The sequence below is a fragment of the Streptomyces xantholiticus genome, assembly GCF_014651015.1.
Lineage (GTDB): Bacteria > Actinomycetota > Actinomycetes > Streptomycetales > Streptomycetaceae > Streptomyces > Streptomyces xantholiticus.
In genome coordinates this window covers 782,109-802,496 of the sequence record NZ_BMWB01000001.1, presented here as the reverse complement: position 1 = coordinate 802,496, position 20,388 = coordinate 782,109, and the positions used below count along the sequence as shown (strand labels likewise).

Sequence of the window (20,388 nt, the reverse complement as noted above, 5' to 3'; positions counted from 1 at the left end):
CCCGTGGGGTCGCCCCGTGCGGGGTGGGGCCTGCGAGAGGGATCCCCGACTGCTTTCCCCTACCTGTGACGCCGCCGCCCAAGGGCCTCGTTCTGCACCGGGGAAGCCCCCGACCGACGGGCGGGCGGCCACGGGCCCCTGCCGTGGCCGCCCCGCCGGTGGTCTCAGAAGTTGAACACCGTGCCGCTGGTGCTGGCCTGGACACACGAGTTGCCGTAGGTGTGGGCGTAGCTGACGCGCTTGCCGTTCCATACGCCGTCCGCGGTCACTGTCACCGGGTCCCACTGCTTGGTGCACAGCGCACCGGAGTCCCGTGTGGTGATGGCGTCGAATCCGCCGTCGGCGGCGCGCAGTTCGGCGCAGGCCGCCCGCGGGTCGGGGTGGGTTCCCGTGGCCTTGGGCGTACAGCCGAGGGTCACCGCGCGCAGGACCGTCCCGGTCGTCGCGTCGTCCCCGGCCGTGACGGTCAGCACGAGGGCCGACGGCGCGTACAGGCTCTGCGGGCCGGACTGCGCGGCGCCCGCGCTGCTTACGGCCGGTGCCGCGACGAGGGCCAGCACGGTGGTGGTAGCGAGCGCGAGTCCTCTGACGATGTACCGCATTTCGAACACTCCCCTGGGTCGTTGTTTCGGAAATCGGACGGGAGTCTTGCTCACCGCGGTGAAGATCGCTCGCTCCTCCGCGCGGTTTCGGTCACGTGTCGTGATGGTTCATGGGCAGGAAGTGACCGGAAAGGGGGCGCTGACCAGCGGTTCGGTAGCTCGCCGAATCGGCTGAAGAAAGACGTTCGAGGTGGTTTACCGATGGAATGTGAGGCCGTCGAATTCTTGAACCATTGATTGAAAGGTTTGGCTGGGTCCGGTTGCGGTTCTCTCCGCGTTGGACGGCCCGGCGGCATCGGTGTTCACTGAGCTGAGGGCCAGGGAGGTGACGATGGAACCGGTGGAAGCGCTGGACCGGGTCGCCTTTCTCCTGGAGCGGTCGCTGGCCGAGACCTACCGCGTACGGGCGTTCAGGACCGCCGCGGCGGCGCTCGCCGGTCTCGACAGGCAGGAGATCGCCGACCGGGCCTCGGCCGGGACGCTCGTCAAGATCAAAGGGATCGGCCCCAAGACCGCCCGGGTGATCGAGGAGGCCCTCACCGGCGGCACCCCCGCGTATCTGCAGCGGCTCGAGGAGGAGGCGGGCAAGCCGCTCGCCGGCGGCGGCAGCGAGCTCCGTGCCGCCCTGCGCGGCGACTGCCATCTGCACTCCGACTGGTCCGACGGCGGCAGTCCCATCGACGAGATGGGCCGCACCGCGGCCGAGATCGGCCACGAGTGGGCCGTTCTCACCGACCACTCGCCCACCCTCACCGTCGCCCGCGGCCTGACCGCGGAGCGGCTGCGCGCCCAACTCGACATCGTCGCGGCCCTCAACGAGCAGTGGGCACCCTTCCGGCTGCTCACCGGTATCGAATGCGACATCCTGCCCGACGGCAGCCTCGACCAGGATCCGGAGCTGCTGGACCGGCTCGACCTCGTCGTCGCCTCCGTCCACTCCAAACTCCGCATGGACTCCGCCACGATGACCCGGCGGATGCTCCGTGCCGTCGAGAACCCGCTCGCCGATGTGCTGGGCCACTGCACCGGACGGCTCGTCACCGGTGGCCGGGGGACGCGGCCGGAGTCGCAGTTCGACGCCGACCGGGTGTTCGCCGCCTGCGCGGAACACGGCACCGCCGTGGAGATCAACAGCCGCCCCGAACGGCGCGATCCGCCCCGCCGGCTGCTGCGCCGTGCCGTCGACGCGGGCGTCCTCTTCGCCATCGACACCGACGCACACGCCCCCGGACAGCTCGACTGGCAGATCATCGGCTGCGAACGGGCGGAGGAGTGCGGCGTACCGGCCGAACGGGTCGTCAACACATGGGCGGCGGACCAGCTCCTCGCATGGACCCGGACCAGGCGCCTGCCGGACGTTGCCTGAGCAGGTGACGGTATTCGCCGGCGCGGCGCCCTTGGCGTCCATGCCGAGGCCGCCGCGGCCTCGGCGTTCATTCCGAGCAGGTCGATGATCTTGCCGTGGGTCGTCGGCACCTGCTTGCCGACAAGGAGCAGCGGCCGGCCCTGCATGGCCGGGTCGGCCTCGATGAGTTCCTCCAGCCGCGATTCTCAGGGCTCTGCGGTGCTGCGACCCAGCAACGGCTTACCTGGCTACGCCTCAGGCGGACTCAGGCTCGCGGGAACCCACCCCCTTCGGACCGCTGCGGCGATCATCGCCGATATAGGGGTACAGTTTATAGAGGTGTGGTTCTACTTTCTGGAATCGGAGGGGCATGGACAAGCCAGTCGAGATGTTCGACCGCGAGTACGAATGGTCGGCGCTGACCCGGTTCATCGAAGATGAACAGCCCGGCGCAACGCTCGGGGTGGTCTCCGGGCGGCGCCGACAGGGCAAGACCTTCTTGCTCGACGCGGCTTGCCGTGCCGCAGGCGGGTTCTACTTCGGGGCGACCGAGGCCACCGATGCCGAGTCCCTGCGGCGTGTCAGCGCTGCGCTCACCGCGCATGTGCGCCCTGCCAGTCCGTACCACTTCTCCGACTGGGCCGAGGCCGTCGACGCGCTCCTCGCGCTGGGCACGGAGCGGCCCGTGCCAGTGGTGATCGACGAATTCCCGTACCTCGCCAAGGCGAATCCGGAGCTCCCCTCGATCATTCAAGAAGCGCTGCGGACCTTGCGCGACCAGCGCAGCGGCTCCCGCACCCGGCTACTGCTCTGTGGCTCGGCGCTGTCGTTCATGGGCCGGTTGCTGTCCGGCAATGCCCCCCTGCGAGGCCGAGCAGGGCTGGAGTTGGTCGTCCGCCCTCTCGACCACCGCCTGGCCGCCGAATTCTGGAACATCACAGACCCGCGCCTGGCCCTGCAGGTCAACGCGATCGTCGGCGGTACACCTGCGTATCGACGGGAATTCGCCCGCGGCGACACCCCGAACGGCCCTGACGACTTCGACGACTGGGTCGTCCGCACCGTCCTCAACCCAGAGACCCCTCTGTTCCGGGAGGCACGCTATCTGCTCGCGGAAGAGCCCGACCTGCGAGACGCCGCCCTGTACCTCTCCGTGCTGGCCGCAGTAGCCGACGGCAACGCCACCCGCGGGGGTATGGCCGGCTATCTGGAACGCAAGGCCACCGACATTGCACACCCCATCAACGTCCTCGAAGACGCCGGCCTGCTGCACCGGGATGCCGACGCCTTCCGCGACAACCGCCCTACCTACCGCATCGCCGAACCGCTGATCGGCTTCTATCACGCCATCATGCGACCGGTCTGGGACCAGCTGGAACGCCCCGGCAGCGCAGCCCGAGTCTGGCAGGCCAGCCGCCGCTGCTTCACCAATAACGTTCTCGGACCTCATTTCGAACAGGTCTGCCGCGACTGGGCGCTGCACCACGCAGACCCAGAACTGATCGGCGGTCTGCCCGCCCGGGTCGGGCACGGCGTGGTGCACGATCCCAAGGCCCGCGTCGGACACGAGGTGGATATGGCGGCCATCGGCATCGCCGACGGCTCCAGGCCACCGCTCCTGGCCATCGGCGAGGCCAAATGGAACGACACCATGGGAATCGCCCACATTGAACGCCTCCAGCACATCCGCGACCTCATCTCCCAGGCGGGACGCTACGACACCACCGGTACCCGACTCATGTGTTTCAGCGGCGCAGGCTTCAACGACAAGGCATACGCGGCTGCACATGCTGACCCTGATATCCAACTGGTCGACCTGGAGGCGCTCTACGGCATGGCGTGATCCGTGCCCCGAGGACATGGACATGGCCGGGTCGTGGTTGCGCTTCCGGCTGCATTCACACTGGTCTGGCACCGCTGGCGGCCATACGGCTCTCGTGGGGCGCGGCGAGCGGCGGCCGTCGCTGTACGAGCCGGAAGGCACGGCAGAAGGACTGACGCGGACGGGAGCGGACTCCTCGATGCCAAGGCGACCTGGCTCCCTGTCATGAGCGTCTTCGTCTGCGCCGCTGGTCAGGGGTGGAGCGAGCAGGGCGACGTCCGAGCACGCGTGGAGGCGGCGCGAGCTCCTGCCGATGCGTCCGGGCAAGCGCATGACCTCCGTGACCTGCGCAACGCACGGGCTCCTGGCGATCGATGCCGCGCGCGCATCGTGCCCGTCGCCGGTCACGTGCGTAATTCGATGGCGTCATGGCCCGTGCACCTCTAGGGTCGGTGCTGTTCGAGCGGCGACAGGCGGTTGCCGCGGGTGACTCGGCTTGGTTGGGAGGTGTGACCGATGGCTGTCGTTGAGACGGGCGCTGCCCGCATCCGGAAGTTCATTCAGTCCACCTCCGTGGTCTCCGGCTGACCTCACTCTTCTCCCGCGCCAGTGTGCGCGGTGCCGGGGCCACCCTCGTGAAGGGTCACCCCTTGTCTTTCTCTTCTCTTCTGGGTTCGGCTTCGTCTTCCTCGCATCCGCTCGTGCCGTATGGCTGGGATGCGGACCGGGAGGCTGAGTTCGCCCCTTGTACCGCGAAGGGTCTGCTGCCCGGCCGTGTCCTGCGGGTCGACCGGGGCCAGTGCGACGTGATCACCCCAACGGGTGTGGTGCGCGCGGACACCGAGTTCGTCACGCCCCGCGACCCGATGCGGGTCGTCTGCACCGGCGACTGGGTCGCCGTCGACCCCGACGGCGACCCCCGGTTCGTACGGAGCCTGCTGCCGAGGCGCACCGCCATCGTGCGGTCGACGTCGTCGAAGCGGTCCGAGGGCCAGGTGCTGGCCACCAACATCGACCACATCGTCATCTGCGTCTCCCTCGCGGTCGAACTCGACCTCGGGCGGATCGAACGCTTTCTCGCGCTGGCGTGGGAGAGCGGCGCGCAGCCCCTCGTCGTACTCACCAAGGCGGACCTCGTCCCGGACGTCACCGGCCTGTCCTATCTCGTTCAGGACGTCGAGACCACCGCGCCCGGGGTCCAGGTGCTGCCCGTGAGCTCCACCACGGGCGAGGGGATCGAGGTGCTCCGGGCGATCGTCGCCGACGGCACCAGCGTCCTCCTCGGTACGTCCGGAGCGGGCAAATCCACCCTCGCCAATGCCCTGCTCGGCGAGGACGTCATGGACGTCAGGGCCACACGCGACGTCGACGGCAAGGGCCGCCACACCACCACGACCCGCAACCTGCTCGTCCTGCCCGGCGGGGGAGTCCTCATCGACACGCCCGGACTGCGCGGCGTGGGACTGTGGGACGCGGCGACCGGCGTGAACCAGGTGTTCTCGGAGATCGAGGACCTCGCGCAGCAGTGCCGCTTCCACGACTGCGCGCACGAGGCGGAGCCGGGGTGTGCGGTCCTCGCCGCCATCGAGGACGGCGCCCTGCCGGAACGGCGGCTCGAGAGCTACCGCAAGTTGGTCCGGGAGAACCAGCGGATCGTGGCCAAGACGGACGCGCGGCTGCGGGCCGAGATCCGGCGCGACTGGAAGCTCAAGGGGGCGGAGGGCCGCGCGGCGATGCAGGCCAAACGCGGCCGCCTTCGCTGACGCACGGCGCGTAGGGCCCCTTCGGGGCGTGGCCCGGGTCCGGGAGTTGCGTCCCCGCCGTCCCGTGCCCCGGCGTGGGGGCGGGGCCGGGGGCGGGTGATCGCGGACTGTTCTCCCGTACCTGCGTGTCCGCGGCCCCCGGCGCTTGACGTCCGCTCACCCCCTCCGACCAGGCCCCCTCCCTCCCCGCCCCTGCCGCCGGTGGTCGACCCCCGGACGGTGGCCCTTCCCGCGGGGTGCGTCCGTCGTGTCCGGTGGCCGCCCGTGGGGCGGTTGCCTTCTCCTGCCCGGTCAGGAGAAGGCACCGCGACGCTGTGGCTACGGGGGCGTCAGCCCCTCGCCGGGCAGGGGCCCGCGGCGCAGCTCCCGGTTCCGGAACGGGGGCACCACCCACGCCGCAGGCGTAGGGGGAGGGTGTCGGGACGGTCCGGGTCGCGCCCGCAAGCGCGTGCGGCGCGGTGCTCGGGGGAGTTGCCGGGCCCGGAGGCCAGCGGCCCTCTTGCAGGACCGCGAAAAACATAACGGGGCAGCCTCACGGAACCCCCTACGCTCCCATCACCACCGCCCCCGCCCACGCCCCCACCACCAACAGGCACCCCATGAGCTCCACCAGCACGCTCGTCCCCGCCGCCCGCATCACCGTGCGGGTCGCCGCCTTCGCCGGGCCGTGGCCGCCGAGGCGTACCCGCTCCGTGCCGTAGATGCCGCCGATGAAACCGGGAACGGCGCCGACGACGGGTACGAGGAAGAAGCCGACGACGGCTCCCAGACCCGCGTAGGCCGCCATGCGGCGGGTGATGCCCACTCCGCGCAGACGGCGGGCCGGCAGCAGCCAGACGACGACCTGGTCCAGCACCAGGACCGCCGTCGCTCCCACCAGCGTGAACCAGGCCAGACCCGTCTGCACGTGCAACGCCCACCAGAGAACGGCCGCCCACACCAGCCACGGCCCCGGGACGCCCGGGACGATCACCCCGAGGAGACCCAGCAGCATCACCCCGCCGACCATCATCAGCTGCCACACGCCCACATGCCCAGAGTGCAGGATCAGAGGCGTTCGTGCAGGTCGCGCGCCACCCACCCCTTGGCGTACGCGTGCCAGCCCAGCTGCAGCCGGGTGGTCACACCGGTGAGTTCCATCAGCCCCTTGACCCGGCGCTGCACGGTGCGCAGCCCCAGGTCCAGTTGCTTGGCGACGCTCGCGTCGGTCATCCCGGCGAGCAGCAGGGAGAGGACCTCCAGGTCGGTGGCGTCCGGTCCGGGCGCGCCCTCCTCGACGCCCTGGCCGCCCGCCCCGAGCCGCAGGGGAAGCGCGTCACGCCAGACCGCCTCGAAGAGGCCCATCAACGACTCCAGCAGTCCGCTGGCGTGGACGACGAGCGCGGCGGGTTCGGCACCGCGCCCGGTCAGGGGGACCATCGCGAGCGTACGGTCGGCGATGACGAGTTTCGTGGGCACCCGGTCGACCACGCGGACCTGCTCGTCACGACCGAGCGCCGCCGACAGCTCGGTGATCCCGTTGGGCGTCGTCAGGACCTCGCGCTCGAGGACGACCCGGTACGCCACGCCCCTCGCCGCGGCGTTCTCCTCAGCATCGTTGTCCATGCCGGTGACGGCGACGGGCTTGCCGGTGACGAACGCGCAGACCTCCTTGGTCGCACCGAGCTGCAGCTGGCCGAAGCGGTGCACGACGGCGCTCGCGCCCGTCACCACCTCGACCAGGTCGTGCACGGTCGGCTCGTCGGACTCGGCCCGGTACTCCTCGGCGAGCAGCGCCGCCGCCAGCTCTGCCTTCTCCAGTTCGTCACGCTGCTGCGTCAGCAGCGCGCCGAGCGCGACGCCGGGCGGCGCCGCGACCCAGCGGCCGGTACGCGCGGACGACTGGGCGGCCAGCCCCCGCTGCTCCAGCCGCCGCAGTGCCCGTTCCGTGTCCGGCTCCGCCAGTGCGAGCCGGTGCGCGAGATCGGTGACGTCCGCGGCCCCCAGCGCGACCAGCGCGCGGTAGGCCGACTCCTGTCTCTCGTCGAGCCCTATCGCTCCAAGCAACGAAACCCTCCCGGACCTGCGATCGTCTGCTGCCGTGGCGGAAATCGGCCACGGCGTGAACCCGCCGCGGACATCATCCCCGTACCGGCCGGCTCTCTGCCAATGTGGCGCCACCGCAGCACCAACAGCCCCGGCCCGGGGGTGCTTTGTGTTGGCAGACCTCGTGGACGCGGGCACCGGCACGACCGCGGAGCTCGAAGCGGTCGGCGTCCAGGGCCGGTTCGCGCTCGTACGGCTGCCCTACGACAGCCCGAGTGCCACGTGCGTGGCCCGCGGCGCCAAGGCGGCGGGCGCCCTCGCCGTGATCGTGCACCGCGCGGCCCCCGGCCGATGGCTGCCCTCCACCGTCACCCTGCGAACCGAACTGACGGACGCCAAGGGCAACTCCGTCTCCCAGCTCGTGATCGGCGCGTACGCGGTGCGCTGACACGGCGATGCGCCGATCACGACCGGTCCGCCGGGCGTCCTTCCCGTGGGGGTTGGGCCGCCCGGCGGACCTTTGGCGGGTGTCTTTTCGACAATGCCCGTTTTCCGGCCCCCGGTGAGGTCGACAATAGGGGCATGAGTGAACAGGGGGAGAGGCCCAACAGGCCTACCACCGAGGACGAGTGGTGGAGCAGGCTGTACGACGACTCCACCCCGGACACCGGCCCTCCGGCCGTGTCGTCCGCCGACACGCTCGACGACCGCTTCGACTCCGCGTCCGACACGGTGACCCCCCGCCCCGCGCCCTGGGGGGACCACCCCGTCACCCCGCCACCCGACGCTCCCCGCCGGGGCGCCACTCCCACGCCGCCGCCCCGCCCTGTCGGCGCGCCGACCGCCGGGCCGGGCCGGGAGGCCCCGCCCGGCCATGGCGGCCCGGTCGGGGCCCCTTCCGCACCACCGCGCCCGACGGAGGAGCCGCCGGCGCAGGGCGCGCCCGCCGTGTCGGACCCGCGGCGCGCCGATCCGGCCCCGGCCGACCAGGCGCCCGACGGGCGTGAGGGGCCGTTGTCCTCGACGGGGGAGGCCTCCGCCTCGTCCCGGCCGCAGGGCGGTGACACCGCGGGGACGCCCGCCCCGCCCCACCCCCAGGGCGGTCGCCCCGCAGGTGCGACGCCCGTCACTCCGGATGCGCGGCCCACGCGGCGATTGGTCGTGCCCGTGCAGGCGCCGCCGCGGAGCGGCGTTGTCGGGGGAGGGCCGCCCACATATGACGCGGAGCCGACCGCGCTGCCCGCCGCCGAGGCGCACGCGCTGGAGCAGCTTGTCGCAGACACCGTGCTCGACGGTGCCAGGTACGGCACGTACACGCTGAGAGCCGCGTCCGTGCGGGGCGACTCGGCACGCTTCCGTGGTGAGCCGCGTCGCGACGCGCTGCTCACCGCCCGCTTCGGCAGCGGGCCCGCCGCGCTGGTGCTCGTCGCCGTGGCGAGCGGCATCCGCGGGGCCGAGACCGCGCACCTCGCCGCCGCCGACGCCTGCCGCTGGATCGGCGGCGCCGTCGGACGCAGCCACGCACGGCTCGCCGACGACATGAGGGCCGGCCGCCGCGGTGACCTCAAGTCAGGACTGCACCGGCTCACCGACCGAAGCCTCGGCAAGCTCCGCGCCCGTGCCACCGAGCTCGGTCTCGAGCCGGAGTCGTACACCGCGGGACTGCGATGCCTGCTCCTGTCCGCCGACCCCGCCTGCCGTACCCGCGTCTTCTTCGGCGTCGGCGCCGGGGGGCTGTTCCGGTTGCGTGACGGTGACTGGCAGGATCTCGAGCCGCCGGTCCCCGACCGGTCGGACGTCACCGGCGCGCCCGTGGTCGGATTCGGGTCCGCGGTGCCGGAGGCAACGGCCGAGGGTGACCGGCTCACCATGGACCTCGGCATCCCCACGCCGGCGTCGCCGTACATCGAGGCGCCGCCGCCCCCGCCCGCCGAACCCTTCCGGTTCCGCGCCTCCGTCGCCCGCCCCGGTGACACGCTGCTGCTGTGCAGCAACGGCCTCGCCGAGCCGGTGCGCGGCGAGACGGCTCTCGCGCAGGAGCTCGCCCAGCGCTGGCGCGGGCCACAGCCGCCGGGAATGGCCCAGTTCCTGGCCGATACCCAGCTGCGGGTTCAGGGTTACGCCGACGACCGGACGGCGGTGGCCGTCTGGGAGGCGTAACCGCGCAGGCGCGTTCGGCCCGGCCATGGGTTGATGGACCACGAGGTCCGACAGAGCCCCACGGAGAAAGGGCGCGCATCCCATGGCCAGGCGGAACGTGGCGGAGCAGTTCGTCGACATCCTTGTCCGTGCCGGCGTCCAGCGGCTCTACGGTGTCGTCGGCGACAGCCTCAACCCCGTCGTCGATGCCGTCCGCCGCAACTCGGCCATCGACTGGATCCAGGTGAGACACGAGGAGGTCGCGGCGTTCGCGGCCGGCGCCGAGGCACAGATCAGCGGGAAGCTGGCCGCCTGCGCCGGCTCCTGCGGCCCCGGCAACCTCCATCTGATCAACGGCCTGTACGACGCCCACCGCTCCATGGCGCCCGTGCTCGCTCTCGCTTCGCACATCCCGTCCAGCGAGATCGGCCTCGGCTACTTCCAGGAGACCCACCCGGACCAGCTGTTCCGCGAGTGCAGTCACTACTGCGAGCTGATCTCCAGCCCTCAGCAGATGCCGCGTCTGCTGCAGACGGCGATCCAGCACGCCGTCGGCCGCGGCGGTGTGAGCGTGGTGTCGCTGCCGGGCGACCTCGCGGGCCGCCCGGCGCCGGAGAAGTCGATCGAGCATGCCCTCGTCACCACCCGCCCCACGGTGCGCCCCGGCGACTCGGAGATCGACAGACTGGCCCGCATGATCGACGATGCCGACCGCGTCACCCTCTTCTGCGGCAGCGGCACGGCCGGCGCGCATGCAGAGGTCATGCAGTTCGCGGAGCGCATCAAGTCGCCCGTCGGGCACGCGCTCCGCGGCAAGGAGTGGATCCAGTACGACAATCCGTACGACGTCGGCATGAGCGGCCTGCTCGGCTACGGCGCCGCCTACGAGGCCACCCACGGGTGCGATCTGCTGATCCTGCTCGGCACGGACTTCCCCTACAACGCCTTCCTCCCCGACGACGTCAAGATCGCCCAGGTCGACGTCAGACCGGAGCACCTGGGACGGCGGTCCAAGCTTGACCTCGCCGTGTGGGGCGATGTGCGCGAGACGCTGCGCTGTCTGACGCCGCGGGTGCGGGCCAAGACGGACCGCCGGTTCCTCGACAAGATGCTGAAGAAGCACGCCGACGCCCTGGAGGGCGTGGTCAGGGCCTACACCCGCAGGGTGGACAAGCACGTCCCGATCCACCCCGAGTACGTCGCCGCCGTCCTCGACGAGCTCGCCGACGAGGACGCCGTGTTCACCGTCGACACCGGCATGTGCAACGTATGGGCGGCCCGTTACATCTCGCCCAACGGGCGGCGCCGGATCATCGGCTCGTTCAGCCACGGCTCGATGGCGAACGCCCTGCCGCAGGCGATCGGCGCCCAGTTCATCGACCGCGGCCGCCAGATCGTGTCGATGTCGGGCGACGGTGGATTCACCATGCTGATGGGCGACTTCCTCACACTCGTCCAGTACGACCTGCCGGTGAAGGTCGTGCTGTTCAACAACTCCTCACTCTCCATGGTCGAGTTGGAGATGCTCGTCGCCGGACTGCCTTCCTTCGGCACCACCAACCACAATCCGGACTTCGCGGCGATCGCCCGCGCGGCCGGTGCCTACGGCGTACGGGTCGAGAAGCCCAAGCATCTCGCGGGCGCGCTCAAGGACGCCTTCAAGCACGACGGACCGGCGCTCGTGGACGTCGTGACCGACCCGAACGCGCTGTCCATCCCGCCGAAGATCAGCGCCGACATGGTGACCGGCTTCGCGCTGTCCGCCAGCAGGATCGTGCTGGACGGCGGGGTGGGCCGGATGGTCCAGATGGCACGCTCGAATCTGCGGAACGTGCCCCGCCCCTGACGGGGGGTACGCGGTTCGTGGCGCGCCGCCCGCTCCGAGCGGCCTTCCCCCTATGGGCGGGGCCATGCACCAGGCATATCGGCGACGGCTGAAGAAATCGACATGAGTGGTGCTCCCCACGCGGGGCATGCATCCGAATGACCGTTATGAAGCCATGGCTCGTCACGATCTGTTGGTGGGGGATGATGACTGGACGTTACGGGGGCGCGGGAATTCGCGGCCGGCTGCATCGCAGACTCGGCAGCGGTGATCTCACGGCCGTACCCGAAGTGCGGCACGCTTTACGCAACCTGCTGGGCAAGTGGCCCGACCCGGACGAGGGCGGCGCGGCGGAGGCGGCCGACGTGGCCGAGTTACTGGCGAGCGAGCTGGTGACCAACGCCCTGATACACACCGAACACGGAGCGGTGGTCACGGCCACCGTCGAGGACTCCAGGCTTCATGTGGAGGTCCAGGACTTCATGGCGGGACTGCCCGTGTCGGACGTACCGAACGCCGACCTCGGAACGGGTGGCAGGGGCCTGTTCCTGGTGGAGCGTCTCGCTGACGCCTGGGGTGTGCGCACCGCGCAAGGGGTGGGCAAGGTGGTCTGGTTCGAGCTGCACGCGGGGGCGGCCTGACCCGATGACGGCTGCGGCCGCCTCCGGCGCGCTCGTCAGCCGAACTGCTGCTCCAGGGCCTTGAGTTTCTGCTCCAAGGAGTCGAGACGAGGCAGCGCCTGGGTGTCGTCCTCCGCCGTGAGGTCGACCGTGATCGGTTCCGGTCCGGTCGGCTTCACGGCCTGCAGCGACGGCCGGGACCGTACGGGCAGTTGTCCCGTGTCCGCTATGACGGGCTCCACGACGGACGACGAGCCCTCGGCCTGCTGCCCGCTGCCCGTGGCCGGTCCGAGGGCCGGCAGCCGAGTCGCGCGGTCCGTCCGCCCCAGTCCCCAGGTGCGGTGCTGACGGTTGAGCGCCCGGATCTGGGCGCGCTCCAGCTTCTCCCGGTCGCGCCGGCGCATCCGGTTCTGCTGTTTCTGCCGCCGGTCCTCGCGGACCTCGTCGACCGCCTCGTCGAGGGTGCGTACGCCCTCGAGGAGCATCAGCGACCATGCCGCGAAGGTTTCCCTGGGCGCCCGCAGCCACCGCACGATCCGGATCTGCGGCAGCGGACGGGGCACCAGCCCCTGCTCGCGCAGCGCCGCGCGGCGGGTCTGCTTGAGCGCCCGGTCGAACAGGACGGCCGCGGACAAGGACATGCCCGCGAAGAACTGCGGAGCGCCGTCGTGTCCGAGGCCCCGCGGCGCGTGTACCCAGTTGAACCAGGCGGCCGCTCCGGCGAACGTCCACACCAGGAGCCGGGAGCCGAGGGCGGCGTCGCCGTGGCTGGCCTCGCGCACGGCGAGCACCGAGCAGAACATGGCCGCTCCGTCGAGCCCGAAGGGGACCAGGTACTCCCAGCCGCCGGTCAGGTTCAGGTTCTGCCGGCCGAAGCCCACCAGGCCGTGGAAGGAGAGCGCGGCCGCGACGGCGGCGCAGCAGAAGAGGAGCACGTACGAGGCGGTGCCGTAGACCGCCTCCTTGCGTCTGCGGCGCTCCTCGCTGCGCTCCCACGAGTCGTCCGGGGCCTTGTCACCGGCGCGCCTGCCGCGCGCGAGCACCGCCACCGCCGCCAGGACTCCCAGGATCATCAAGGCGCCCGGAAGCAGCCACTCCAGCGATATGTCGGTCAATCTCATGTGCGGTGTCCCTTGCATCGCGGTAGGGCGTTTCGGCCGCCATATTGGCCGAACGCGGGGGACACGCAGGGGCTTTCGGCTCAAGAGAACGCCAATGGGGCCGACCGGTACGCGGATAGGTGTGATCCGATCGAACTGACGCCTGAATGCACCGGGTTGCGTTCGAATTCATGTCACTCGAAAGGGGGCCCGGAATGACGTCGCCTGCTTACGCCGTCTGCAGCAGCCGGGCCACCCGGTCGGCGTCACGGGTGCGCGGACAGGTGACGCAGGTGTCCTTTGGACGGAGCGTGTAGAACAGACAGCAACTCGCCCGGTCACGGGTCGGCAGCCGCTCGCCGTTCGGACCGGTCAGCTCGCGGAACGCGGCCGTGCCCACGTAGGGCTTGGTCGCGCCGGGCAGCAGCGCCTCGAGCTCCGCGATCGCACGCGGTTCCTCGTCGAGCAGGTGTGCGATGTACCACAGGCCCTCGACGATCTCGTCGGTCGCCATCCCCCACAGAGCCCGACCGCCGCGGCGCATCCGGGGGGCGAAGCCGTCGAGGACGGGTCCGATGTGCTCTGCCACGGCGGCGCGGACCTCGCCGCACAGCGCCTCCTCGTCCGGAACGACGCGGGCGCCGGGCAGCCGCGTGGCGGGATCGCCGGGCAGGCAGGCGAATTCCCGGACCCGCACGGTCATGTGACCCAGTGCACGTTGGAAGGCGACGTCCGCCACGGGGACCCGGGGCACCCGGCGGTGCAGGAACCAGGGGACGGTGATCAGCAGGCAGGCGGGCCAGGCGTAGCGGTGCAGACCGAAGCCGGCGACGACGTCCGGGCGCGCCTGCTGTCCGTGGTCCCGCAGCACCTGCGCGTTGTCCCAGGCGAGGTACGAGTCGAGCGCCGCGCCGCCGGCCGCGAGGTCGGCCGCGCCGACCCAGCCCGCGCCCGAGGGTGTCGGGACGCCCTCGGGCAGTTCCTTCACACGCAGCCCGGGGAAGACCTCGGCGAGGCGCGCATAGGCCTCGGTCACCGGCGATGTGAGGCCGGGCAGCAGAGCAGAAACGGTCATGCCGGGGGACCACCGTATCGCGATCGTTAGCAGGTAAGCCTTACCTTACCCGATGCCTTCGATGTTTGAACTGCGGCCCGGGCCGCCTATCGTGCACTCAGGGCCCCGCATCCGCGAGCCCGGCCCGGGCCGAGTGCCGGAGGAGGACCCGAGTGGAGCAGGCCAGAACGCGTGACCTCGCACCGCCGCAGCCGTACGCGTCCGCCCGTGTCCCCGCCCAGGGACACCCCGCACCGGCACCCCGGGAGCCGGCCCGCGGCGAGCACACCCACAGCGAGCCCCCGGCACCCCGCACGGTCCAGCGCCACTCGGTACGCGGCCAGATCCTCGACGCCCTGCGCACGGCCCTCGTCGACGGCGACCTGGTGGCCGGGGAGGTCTACTCGGCTCCCGCCCTCGGCGAGCGTTACGGCGTCTCAGCCACTCCCGTGCGTGAGGCGATGCAGCAGCTCGTCATCGAGGGCGCCGTCGAGGTCGTGCCGAACCGCGGGTTCCGCGTCACCCGGCGCAGCGCCCGTGAGCTGGCCGAGCTGGCGGAGGTCCGCGCGCTGATCGAGGTCCCGGTCATGCTCCGGCTGGCCCGTACGGTCCCTGTCGACCGCTGGCAGTCACTGCGTCCGCTGGCCGAGGCGACGGCCGCCGCGGCCGCAACGGGGGACCGGTCGAGCTACGCGGAGAGGGACCGCGCCTTTCACCGCGCGGTCCTCGCCCTTGCCGGCAACGAACAACTGCTCGCGGTGGCGGACGACCTGCACCGCCGCTCCCAGTGGCCGCTGACCGGCGCCCCGACCACCCGCCGGGCCGACCTGATCGCGGACGCGGCGGAGCACACGGCACTGCTGGAGGCGCTGATCGCGCAGGACCTGGCAGTGGTCCAGTCGCTGGTGCGGGAGCACTTCGCGGGCTCGGACGTCTGAACCGCATCGGACACCTGACAGAACGGACGACGTGCGCGGCACGGTATGGGCGGTGGCGAACCAGCTGGGCGTCGTCGCGAGCACTCCCGACGGGCTGTTGTCCGCCCTGCTGTCCGGTGCGCCGCGCACCGTGCGGCTCGCGACGGCACACAAGGACCCGGGGGCGATCGCCGAACTGGCCTCTTGGCTGAGGGGGTTCGGTCATCTGCGGGTGGTCGTCGAGCCGCCCGACGACGAGCCGGAGGACCGGCGGCCGCCGGACCTGGCCGACCCGGAGGCGGTCTGCACGGCCGATCCCGTACGGGTCACCTCGGCGTACGAGGCCGCGGCGGACGGCCACGGCGGACTGCGCACCGCGTGGCTGCGGGCCGGCCAGTCACTGATCCGCGACCAGGGCCCCGCCCGGCGCGCCCTGGTCCTGCTGGCCGCCCTGCCCGCGGACGCCGATCCAGGGGTGCGCCGGGCACTGGCCCGGCTCTCCGAGGGGGCGCCCTGGGCCCTGGAGTGGTCACGGCCTTGCCCGGTCGCTGCGCTGGCCGTCGTGGCGGGCGCCCTCGTGGTGGCCGACCCGGCCGGCGGCGTACGCACCCTGGACGAAGACGCCCCCCGCCAGTCGACGGCCGCCCGCATCAAGGCGGTTGCCGCACCGGACGACGGCACCTGGCTGCTCCTGGACGAACGCGGCCGCCTCCACCGGCACCGCGGTGCGCAGACGCCGCTGACGAAGGCCGTGGCCGCCACCCTCGAGTGCCATCCGGGCACGGCTCTCGCCGCGGCGGCGGACACCGTGCTGGTCGGCGACCGGATGGGCTCCGTGCACGCCTTCGGCTTCGACGGCCTGCACCAGGCGGCGCTGCATACCGGCCGGGTCACCGCACTGTCGGCCGCCGCGGCACCGTCCCTGACCGTCCACAGTGGAGGCGGCGACGGTGCCGTGCACGTCTGGTCGCCCGGGTCCGACGCGCACAGCCCGCCCGTGACGGAACGCCCGTACCCGGTCGTCGCCGTGCACACCTCGCCGACCCCGGAGGGTTCCCTCCTCGCGGTCGCCTGGGCGGACGGTCTGGTACGGCTGCATCTTCCCGGCGCGGGCCGGGCCCTCCCGTTCCGCCCCGGACCCGCGGTCCGCGCCGTCGCGGTCACCCCGGACGGCGCACTCTGCATCGGTACGGACGAGACACTGATCTGCCTGCGGCCCCGCTGAGGCCCCGTCACGACACGGTCCGCCCCGGGAGCAACGGCGGCCGGCGCGGAGCGGGTCGAGCCGGTCAGCTGTTGCACGCGTCGAAGAGCCGGTCGAAACGATCCCCGTGGCGGCCCGGCCGGCCGGCTGGCCGGCCCAGGACCAGGTCCTGGCCCGCGCACGGCACCACGTCGACGACGTCGCTGACGTCGCTGACGTGGCCGGCGGAGGTGGTCAGGTCGGTGCGGCCGACGGTCGCGACGGTCCTCGACGAGGGCTTGCCGGGCGCCGGTTCGCCGCTGCCGCCGGTGAAGCAGCCGGCTGCGGTGACCACCCGGCCGGCCCCGGCGAGGGCGCCTGAGCATGCGCGCCGCTGGTCGCCGTCCCCGTCTCGAACTCGGCGGTGAAGGCGTACGCGTCGCCCGCGGCGGGGTCCCCGACGACGGCCGGCAGGGGTCGTGGCGAGCGTACCGGCCAGGACTGCAGGGGCCGCCAGGGCGGCGGCCGGTGCGATACATGGACGCTTTCGAGGCAAGTGGGATTCCTCACCTCATGCCTTACGAACGGCAAAGCGGAACCCCGGCATTGGGTTCCTCGGAAGAATTGGTGATTGTGATGTGAGGAGAAAGCGACCTACGGAATCATTGGTTCCGTCGTGACGGTGATCACGAGGTGGAATGGCGCCGCGGATTGCGCCGCATGGTGCCTCGACCTGCGGTTTCCTCTGGAGGAAAGTCGATATCGGTTGGCTGGAAAATACGGTTGGGCCGGACGGCTCGGGGCGCTGTGCCGGTCGCCCGCCCGGCGAAGGGGGTGGAAATCGGCGGGGCCTCGGCCGCCCGGCAGTGACGCCCCGGTCAGGGGTGCACTAACCTGTGGCGCCGATCGTCCTGCAAGGGGGAAGCATGACCGCGGAAGTGCCCGAGTCGTCCATACCCGACGAGGAGTGGACCCGGTTCCAGCTCGAAAGTGAGGGCCCCGCGCGGCGGTCCGCGCCCAAGGAGCCGTCCGCCCGGGCGCGGATGGTCACGGAGCGGCTGCGGCGAGCCGACGAGGAGGCCGCAAGGCAGCAGGGCAGGGTGCGGCGCCTCGCGCGCAGGGGGAAGCCGGTGCAGGCGCAGCCCGACGGCTGGCGGGCATGGCCCGACGGGCAGGCGCCGAAGCCGCGAAGCAGGGTCCGCGGGTTCGTCTGGGTCGGCGTCGTGGTCGTCGTCGTGCTGCTCGCCATGAATCCGGAGCGGGTCTTCGCCTGGCTGGCGTGATCAGCTCTCGGTCGGTGGCTCCAGGCCCGACAGGAACGAGGCGATGTCGAGACCGGTCAGCAGATACTGCTCGAACGCCGCGTTGTGCAGCGCCCATGAGGAACGCCTCAGCCTGACCCGGTCGATGGCGCCTTCCGCGTCGTGGCCGAGCTCGATCAGGGTCTGCGCGGCGACCAGCCCGGAGCGGTTGTAGCCGGAGTAGCAGCGCACCAGGACCCGGCGCCCCGCGCGGACGGCGTCGGCGGCCGTCAGCGCCACCCGGCGCACCAGGTCGATCTCGTCGGCGGTGAGCCAGTCGTCCGGGATGGGCACGACAAGGTGCTCGACGCCGTCCGCGGGGCCGTGGCCCTCGCGCGTGTACAGGCTGATCACGACGTCGAACTCGTCCGCCACGACCACGTCCCGGTGCCGGCGCCCCGCGTCGGACCAGACGTGGCCGCCGACCCACAGGCCCGTGGTGATCTCGTCCCACCGAGTCCGCGGCTCGGGGACGTCGCCCTGTCTGCGGCGGGTCCTCACTGGCCGGCGGGCTCGGGCTCGGCCATGGACGCCTGCGGTGGTACAGCCGCGGACAGTTGCGCGCCCAGCCACACCGGAACGCCGTCCAGCAGCCGGAAGAGCCGCTGCGCCTCCGAGCGCAGACGGCTCGCCTCCGGCTCCGGTTCGCAGTCCGCGAGCCCGGCCAGTGCCGGTGCCGTCCCGATCAGATAGCCCAGCTCCTCCCGGATACGCAGGCACTCGGAAAAGCCCTGTCGGGCCTTCGCCGGCTCCCCGTCGCGCAGAGCGAGTCCGGCCTGCTGTTGCCAGGTGAAGGACAGCAGCAGCAGGTCCCCTTGCGCCTGCGCGCCCGCGTGTGCCCGCTGGTAGGCGGCGAGCGCCGACTGCGGGGAGTCCGCGATGTGTTCGGCGACCAGGCCGCGCCGGAAGTCCAGCAGCGGGCGCTGCGGCGAGGAGGGGGCGAGCAGCGCCGTCGCCCTGCCGAGCGCCGAACGGGCCTCGTCGGCCCGGTCCCGCACCGCGAGGCGGGTCGCCGCGTAGGCCAGCCGGCCGCGCTCGCTCGCCGCACCGCCGCGTTCCTCGTCATCGCGGGCCACGGCCTCCGCGTTGCGCAGCGCGTCCTCCGCCTCGGCCCAGCCGTCGCAGGTGAACAGGCAGCGCTCCACGAGCAGTCCGGCCCTCTCCAGCGCTGCGGCGGGCTCTGCGGCACGGGGTGCGAGCAGGGCCGCCGCATCGGTCCAACAGCCGCGCGAACGCAGCCGCCATACCGCGGTCTGGAGTGGATCGTCACCTGCTGTGGTTCCGGAACCAGACATGGCGGTATGCGCCACTTGCCCTCCCCGAGCACGCCATTGAGCTGTTCAGTCAGGACCGCATCTCAGCATGGATCGGCATGCGTGGCCAAGAGGTCAGGTGAATGAATTCACAATCTTTCAGCGGCCCACAGGGTCGCCGTGGGCGCCTTCGCCCGGACACACCAGAGCGAGATGACCCCCGTCGTTGAGCGGTGTCGGCACCTTCACCGTCGTCACCGGCGAGGACGCGCCGGGCGCCGCGTCGGCGTCAATCAGATGGATCTCCCCATGGCCCCCACGGGTGACGGCGACGAAGGGCGATCCGGGTGACGCGGCAATTGCCCGGCGCTGCACCCCGTCCCATGGTGTGCCGCCCGGCCTCGGCGCGCCGTCCATGGCCGGCAGGGGCAGCCGGGCCGTGACACACGGGTCGCCCGAGTCGGTGCGGAGAAGGATCAGTTCGTCACCGTCGGGATGCACGCGGGCGAACGCGGCGTGGTGCGCGGCGACGGCGAGGCGGAAGACCAGCCCGGGTCCGAGCGGCAGCCGGCCCGTGCGGTCCGCGTCCAGGTCGTGCCACCAGGCGGCGTTGGTCCACTCCGGCCAGCGGGCGGGCTCCGCGGGCCCGCCCCGTACGCAGGACCAGAGCGTCCGGCGTACGGGGTCGAGCCGCAGGTAGTAGCCGCGCCCCTCGCCCGCCCACGACAGCGGTTCCTCGACGACCAGGGCGCGGCCGTCGCGGCGGGCGCGCCGGACGCCGGAGCCGGTGGCCGCGAACAACCGCCCGGTGCACGGGTCATGGGCGTCGCCGTGCCCGTCGTCGGCGAGCGGCAGCTCAGCAGCCGGGGCGGCGGGCGGGCAGGCGGGCGCGGCGGCCATCAGATCGGAGTGGCGGTAGGCCGTCAGCGAACCCGGCTCGCGGTGGCGCAGCACGACGAGCGCGTCGTCCGGATCTGCGCCGCCGAGGACGGTGACGCCCGGCTCGCCCGTGCGTGTACGGACCCGGACCGAGCGCGGTCCGTCCGGCGCGGCGAGGTCGACGACGGTCAACAGGTCGCTCCACGGCTCCCAGTTGCGACCGAGGCCGGTGGTCACGGCGAGCTGCCGGCCCGTCGGGTCGGCGGCGAGGTGCTCCGCCGGGACGGCCACGGGCACTGACACACCGACCAGGGGCCGGCCGGCGTCCGGGCCGTACGGGTCGAGGACGACGAGTTCGCCGGCGAGGTCGTCGACGAAGGCGGTGCGGTCGCCGGGCAGGGCCAGGAAGCCGGCGTGCTCGGCGAGGTGGCGGCCTTCCACGCGGCCCCTCTCGCGGCCGTCCGGGAGATCCAGCAGGTATACCGCGCCTGCGACTTGATCGGCGACCAGGAGGCGTGGCGGCGGGGTGGGGGGCAAGGGCACGGCGGTCTCCCGGAGAC

The 20,388-nt window shown here is 72.1% G+C and carries 19 protein-coding genes; 10 read left to right on the top strand and 9 right to left on the bottom strand.

Features of this window, described 5'->3' with window-relative positions; genetic code table 11:
• Positions 1-164: 164 nt before the first annotated feature.
• Positions 165-602: a subtilase-type protease inhibitor gene (locus tag IE198_RS03755; RefSeq protein ID WP_189882503.1), complete on the bottom strand. Its 438-nt coding sequence runs from the start codon at positions 600-602 to the stop codon at positions 165-167.
• A 331-nt stretch (positions 603-933) separates the two neighbouring features.
• Here IE198_RS03755 and IE198_RS03750 point away from each other — a divergent pair, with 331 nt between their 5' ends.
• The 3 genes from IE198_RS03750 to rsgA all read left to right on the top strand — a co-directional run bounded on the left by IE198_RS03750 (position 934) and on the right by rsgA (position 5,532).
• Complete coding sequence (locus tag IE198_RS03750) at positions 934-1,968, top strand: PHP domain-containing protein (RefSeq protein ID WP_189882501.1); 1,035 nt, start codon at positions 934-936, stop codon at positions 1,966-1,968.
• Between the two features lie 349 nt (positions 1,969-2,317).
• Entirely contained in the window at positions 2,318-3,790 is a 1,473-nt protein-coding gene (locus IE198_RS03745) for an AAA family ATPase (RefSeq protein ID WP_189882499.1), read from the top strand.
• A 629-nt stretch (positions 3,791-4,419) separates the two neighbouring features.
• The gene (gene rsgA, locus IE198_RS03740) at positions 4,420-5,532 is read left to right on the top strand and encodes a ribosome small subunit-dependent GTPase A (RefSeq protein ID WP_189882497.1); all 1,113 of its coding nucleotides are present in this window, start codon (positions 4,420-4,422) and stop codon (positions 5,530-5,532) included.
• 544 nt (positions 5,533-6,076) lie between these two features.
• Here the strand turns inward: rsgA and IE198_RS03735 are convergent.
• Together IE198_RS03735 and IE198_RS03730 are read right to left on the bottom strand one after the other, a co-directional pair.
• Positions 6,077-6,562, bottom strand: a complete 486-nt coding sequence (locus IE198_RS03735) for a DUF456 domain-containing protein (RefSeq protein WP_189882495.1) — start codon at positions 6,560-6,562, stop codon at positions 6,077-6,079.
• Between the two features lie 17 nt (positions 6,563-6,579).
• Entirely contained in the window at positions 6,580-7,578 is a 999-nt protein-coding gene (locus IE198_RS03730; protein ID WP_189882493.1) for a helix-turn-helix transcriptional regulator, read from the bottom strand.
• A gap of 151 nt (positions 7,579-7,729) precedes the next feature.
• Here IE198_RS03730 and IE198_RS34940 point away from each other — a divergent pair, with 151 nt between their 5' ends.
• The 4 genes from IE198_RS34940 (at position 7,730) to IE198_RS03710 (ending at position 12,162) form a co-directional block, all read left to right on the top strand.
• The gene (locus IE198_RS34940) at positions 7,730-8,005 is read left to right on the top strand and encodes a protease-associated domain-containing protein (protein ID WP_229833711.1); all 276 of its coding nucleotides are present in this window, start codon (positions 7,730-7,732) and stop codon (positions 8,003-8,005) included.
• Positions 8,006-8,139: 134 nt separating this feature from the next.
• Positions 8,140-9,717: a protein phosphatase 2C domain-containing protein gene (locus IE198_RS03720; RefSeq protein WP_189882492.1), complete on the top strand. Its 1,578-nt coding sequence runs from the start codon at positions 8,140-8,142 to the stop codon at positions 9,715-9,717.
• A gap of 82 nt (positions 9,718-9,799) precedes the next feature.
• Positions 9,800-11,542 carry a pyruvate dehydrogenase gene (locus tag IE198_RS03715; protein ID WP_189882489.1) on the top strand — a complete coding sequence of 581 codons (1,743 nt, stop codon included), beginning with the start codon at positions 9,800-9,802 and terminating at the stop codon, positions 11,540-11,542.
• A gap of 185 nt (positions 11,543-11,727) precedes the next feature.
• A complete protein-coding gene (locus tag IE198_RS03710; RefSeq protein WP_189882825.1) occupies positions 11,728-12,162 on the top strand; it encodes an ATP-binding protein in 435 nt (144 codons plus the stop codon).
• A 35-nt stretch (positions 12,163-12,197) separates the two neighbouring features.
• Here the strand turns inward: IE198_RS03710 and IE198_RS03705 are convergent, their stop codons facing one another.
• Positions 12,198-13,262: a DUF2637 domain-containing protein gene (locus IE198_RS03705; RefSeq protein WP_189882487.1), complete on the bottom strand. Its 1,065-nt coding sequence runs from the start codon at positions 13,260-13,262 to the stop codon at positions 12,198-12,200.
• A 208-nt stretch (positions 13,263-13,470) separates the two neighbouring features.
• A complete protein-coding gene (locus IE198_RS03700) occupies positions 13,471-14,316 on the bottom strand; it encodes a (2Fe-2S)-binding protein (protein WP_189882485.1) in 846 nt (281 codons plus the stop codon).
• A 152-nt stretch (positions 14,317-14,468) separates the two neighbouring features.
• On the opposite strand from IE198_RS03700, the gene IE198_RS03695 reads away from it, so the two are divergent.
• Together IE198_RS03695 and IE198_RS03690 are read left to right on the top strand one after the other, a co-directional pair.
• Positions 14,469-15,233: a GntR family transcriptional regulator gene (locus IE198_RS03695; protein WP_189882483.1), complete on the top strand. Its 765-nt coding sequence runs from the start codon at positions 14,469-14,471 to the stop codon at positions 15,231-15,233.
• A gap of 52 nt (positions 15,234-15,285) precedes the next feature.
• Entirely contained in the window at positions 15,286-16,437 is a 1,152-nt protein-coding gene (locus IE198_RS03690) for a WD40 repeat domain-containing protein (protein WP_189882482.1), read from the top strand.
• A 64-nt stretch (positions 16,438-16,501) separates the two neighbouring features.
• On the opposite strand, the gene IE198_RS03685 is transcribed toward IE198_RS03690, so the two are convergent.
• Positions 16,502-16,750, bottom strand: a complete 249-nt coding sequence (locus IE198_RS03685) for a hypothetical protein (protein WP_189882480.1) — start codon at positions 16,748-16,750, stop codon at positions 16,502-16,504.
• Positions 16,751-17,321: 571 nt separating this feature from the next.
• Here IE198_RS03685 and IE198_RS03680 point away from each other — a divergent pair.
• Entirely contained in the window at positions 17,322-17,678 is a 357-nt protein-coding gene (locus IE198_RS03680) for a hypothetical protein (RefSeq protein ID WP_189882477.1), read from the top strand.
• On the opposite strand, the gene IE198_RS03675 is transcribed toward IE198_RS03680, so the two are convergent.
• The 3 genes from IE198_RS03675 to IE198_RS03665 form a co-directional block, all read right to left on the bottom strand.
• On the bottom strand, positions 17,679-18,197 hold the full coding sequence (locus tag IE198_RS03675) for a protein-tyrosine phosphatase family protein (RefSeq protein WP_189882475.1): 519 nt from the start codon (positions 18,195-18,197) through the stop codon (positions 17,679-17,681). It lies immediately after the preceding gene.
• Entirely contained in the window at positions 18,194-19,006 is an 813-nt protein-coding gene (locus IE198_RS03670; RefSeq protein WP_373299751.1) for a hypothetical protein, read from the bottom strand. Before IE198_RS03670 ends, IE198_RS03675 begins: the two co-directional genes overlap by 4 nt.
• Positions 19,007-19,108: 102 nt before the next feature.
• A complete protein-coding gene (locus IE198_RS03665; RefSeq protein ID WP_189882471.1) occupies positions 19,109-20,371 on the bottom strand; it encodes a hypothetical protein in 1,263 nt (420 codons plus the stop codon).
• Positions 20,372-20,388 lie beyond the last annotated feature (17 nt).

What these genes read in the sequence shown, in the direction of transcription:
- IE198_RS03755 (WP_189882503.1), bottom strand. Translation starts at nt 602, where the DNA reads ATGCGGTACATCGTCAGAGGACTCGCGCTCGCTACCACCACCGTGCTG.
- IE198_RS03750 (WP_189882501.1), top strand. Translation starts at nt 934, where the DNA reads ATGGAACCGGTGGAAGCGCTGGACCGGGTCGCCTTTCTCCTGGAGCGG.
- IE198_RS03720 (WP_189882492.1), top strand. Translation starts at nt 8,140, where the DNA reads ATGAGTGAACAGGGGGAGAGGCCCAACAGGCCTACCACCGAGGACGAG.
- IE198_RS03700 (WP_189882485.1), bottom strand. Translation starts at nt 14,316, where the DNA reads ATGACCGTTTCTGCTCTGCTGCCCGGCCTCACATCGCCGGTGACCGAG.
- IE198_RS03715 (WP_189882489.1), top strand. Translation starts at nt 9,800, where the DNA reads ATGGCCAGGCGGAACGTGGCGGAGCAGTTCGTCGACATCCTTGTCCGT.
- IE198_RS03710 (WP_189882825.1), top strand. Translation starts at nt 11,728, where the DNA reads ATGACTGGACGTTACGGGGGCGCGGGAATTCGCGGCCGGCTGCATCGC.
- IE198_RS03680 (WP_189882477.1), top strand. Translation starts at nt 17,322, where the DNA reads ATGACCGCGGAAGTGCCCGAGTCGTCCATACCCGACGAGGAGTGGACC.
- IE198_RS03745 (WP_189882499.1), top strand. Translation starts at nt 2,318, where the DNA reads ATGGACAAGCCAGTCGAGATGTTCGACCGCGAGTACGAATGGTCGGCG.
- IE198_RS03705 (WP_189882487.1), bottom strand. Translation starts at nt 13,262, where the DNA reads ATGAGATTGACCGACATATCGCTGGAGTGGCTGCTTCCGGGCGCCTTG.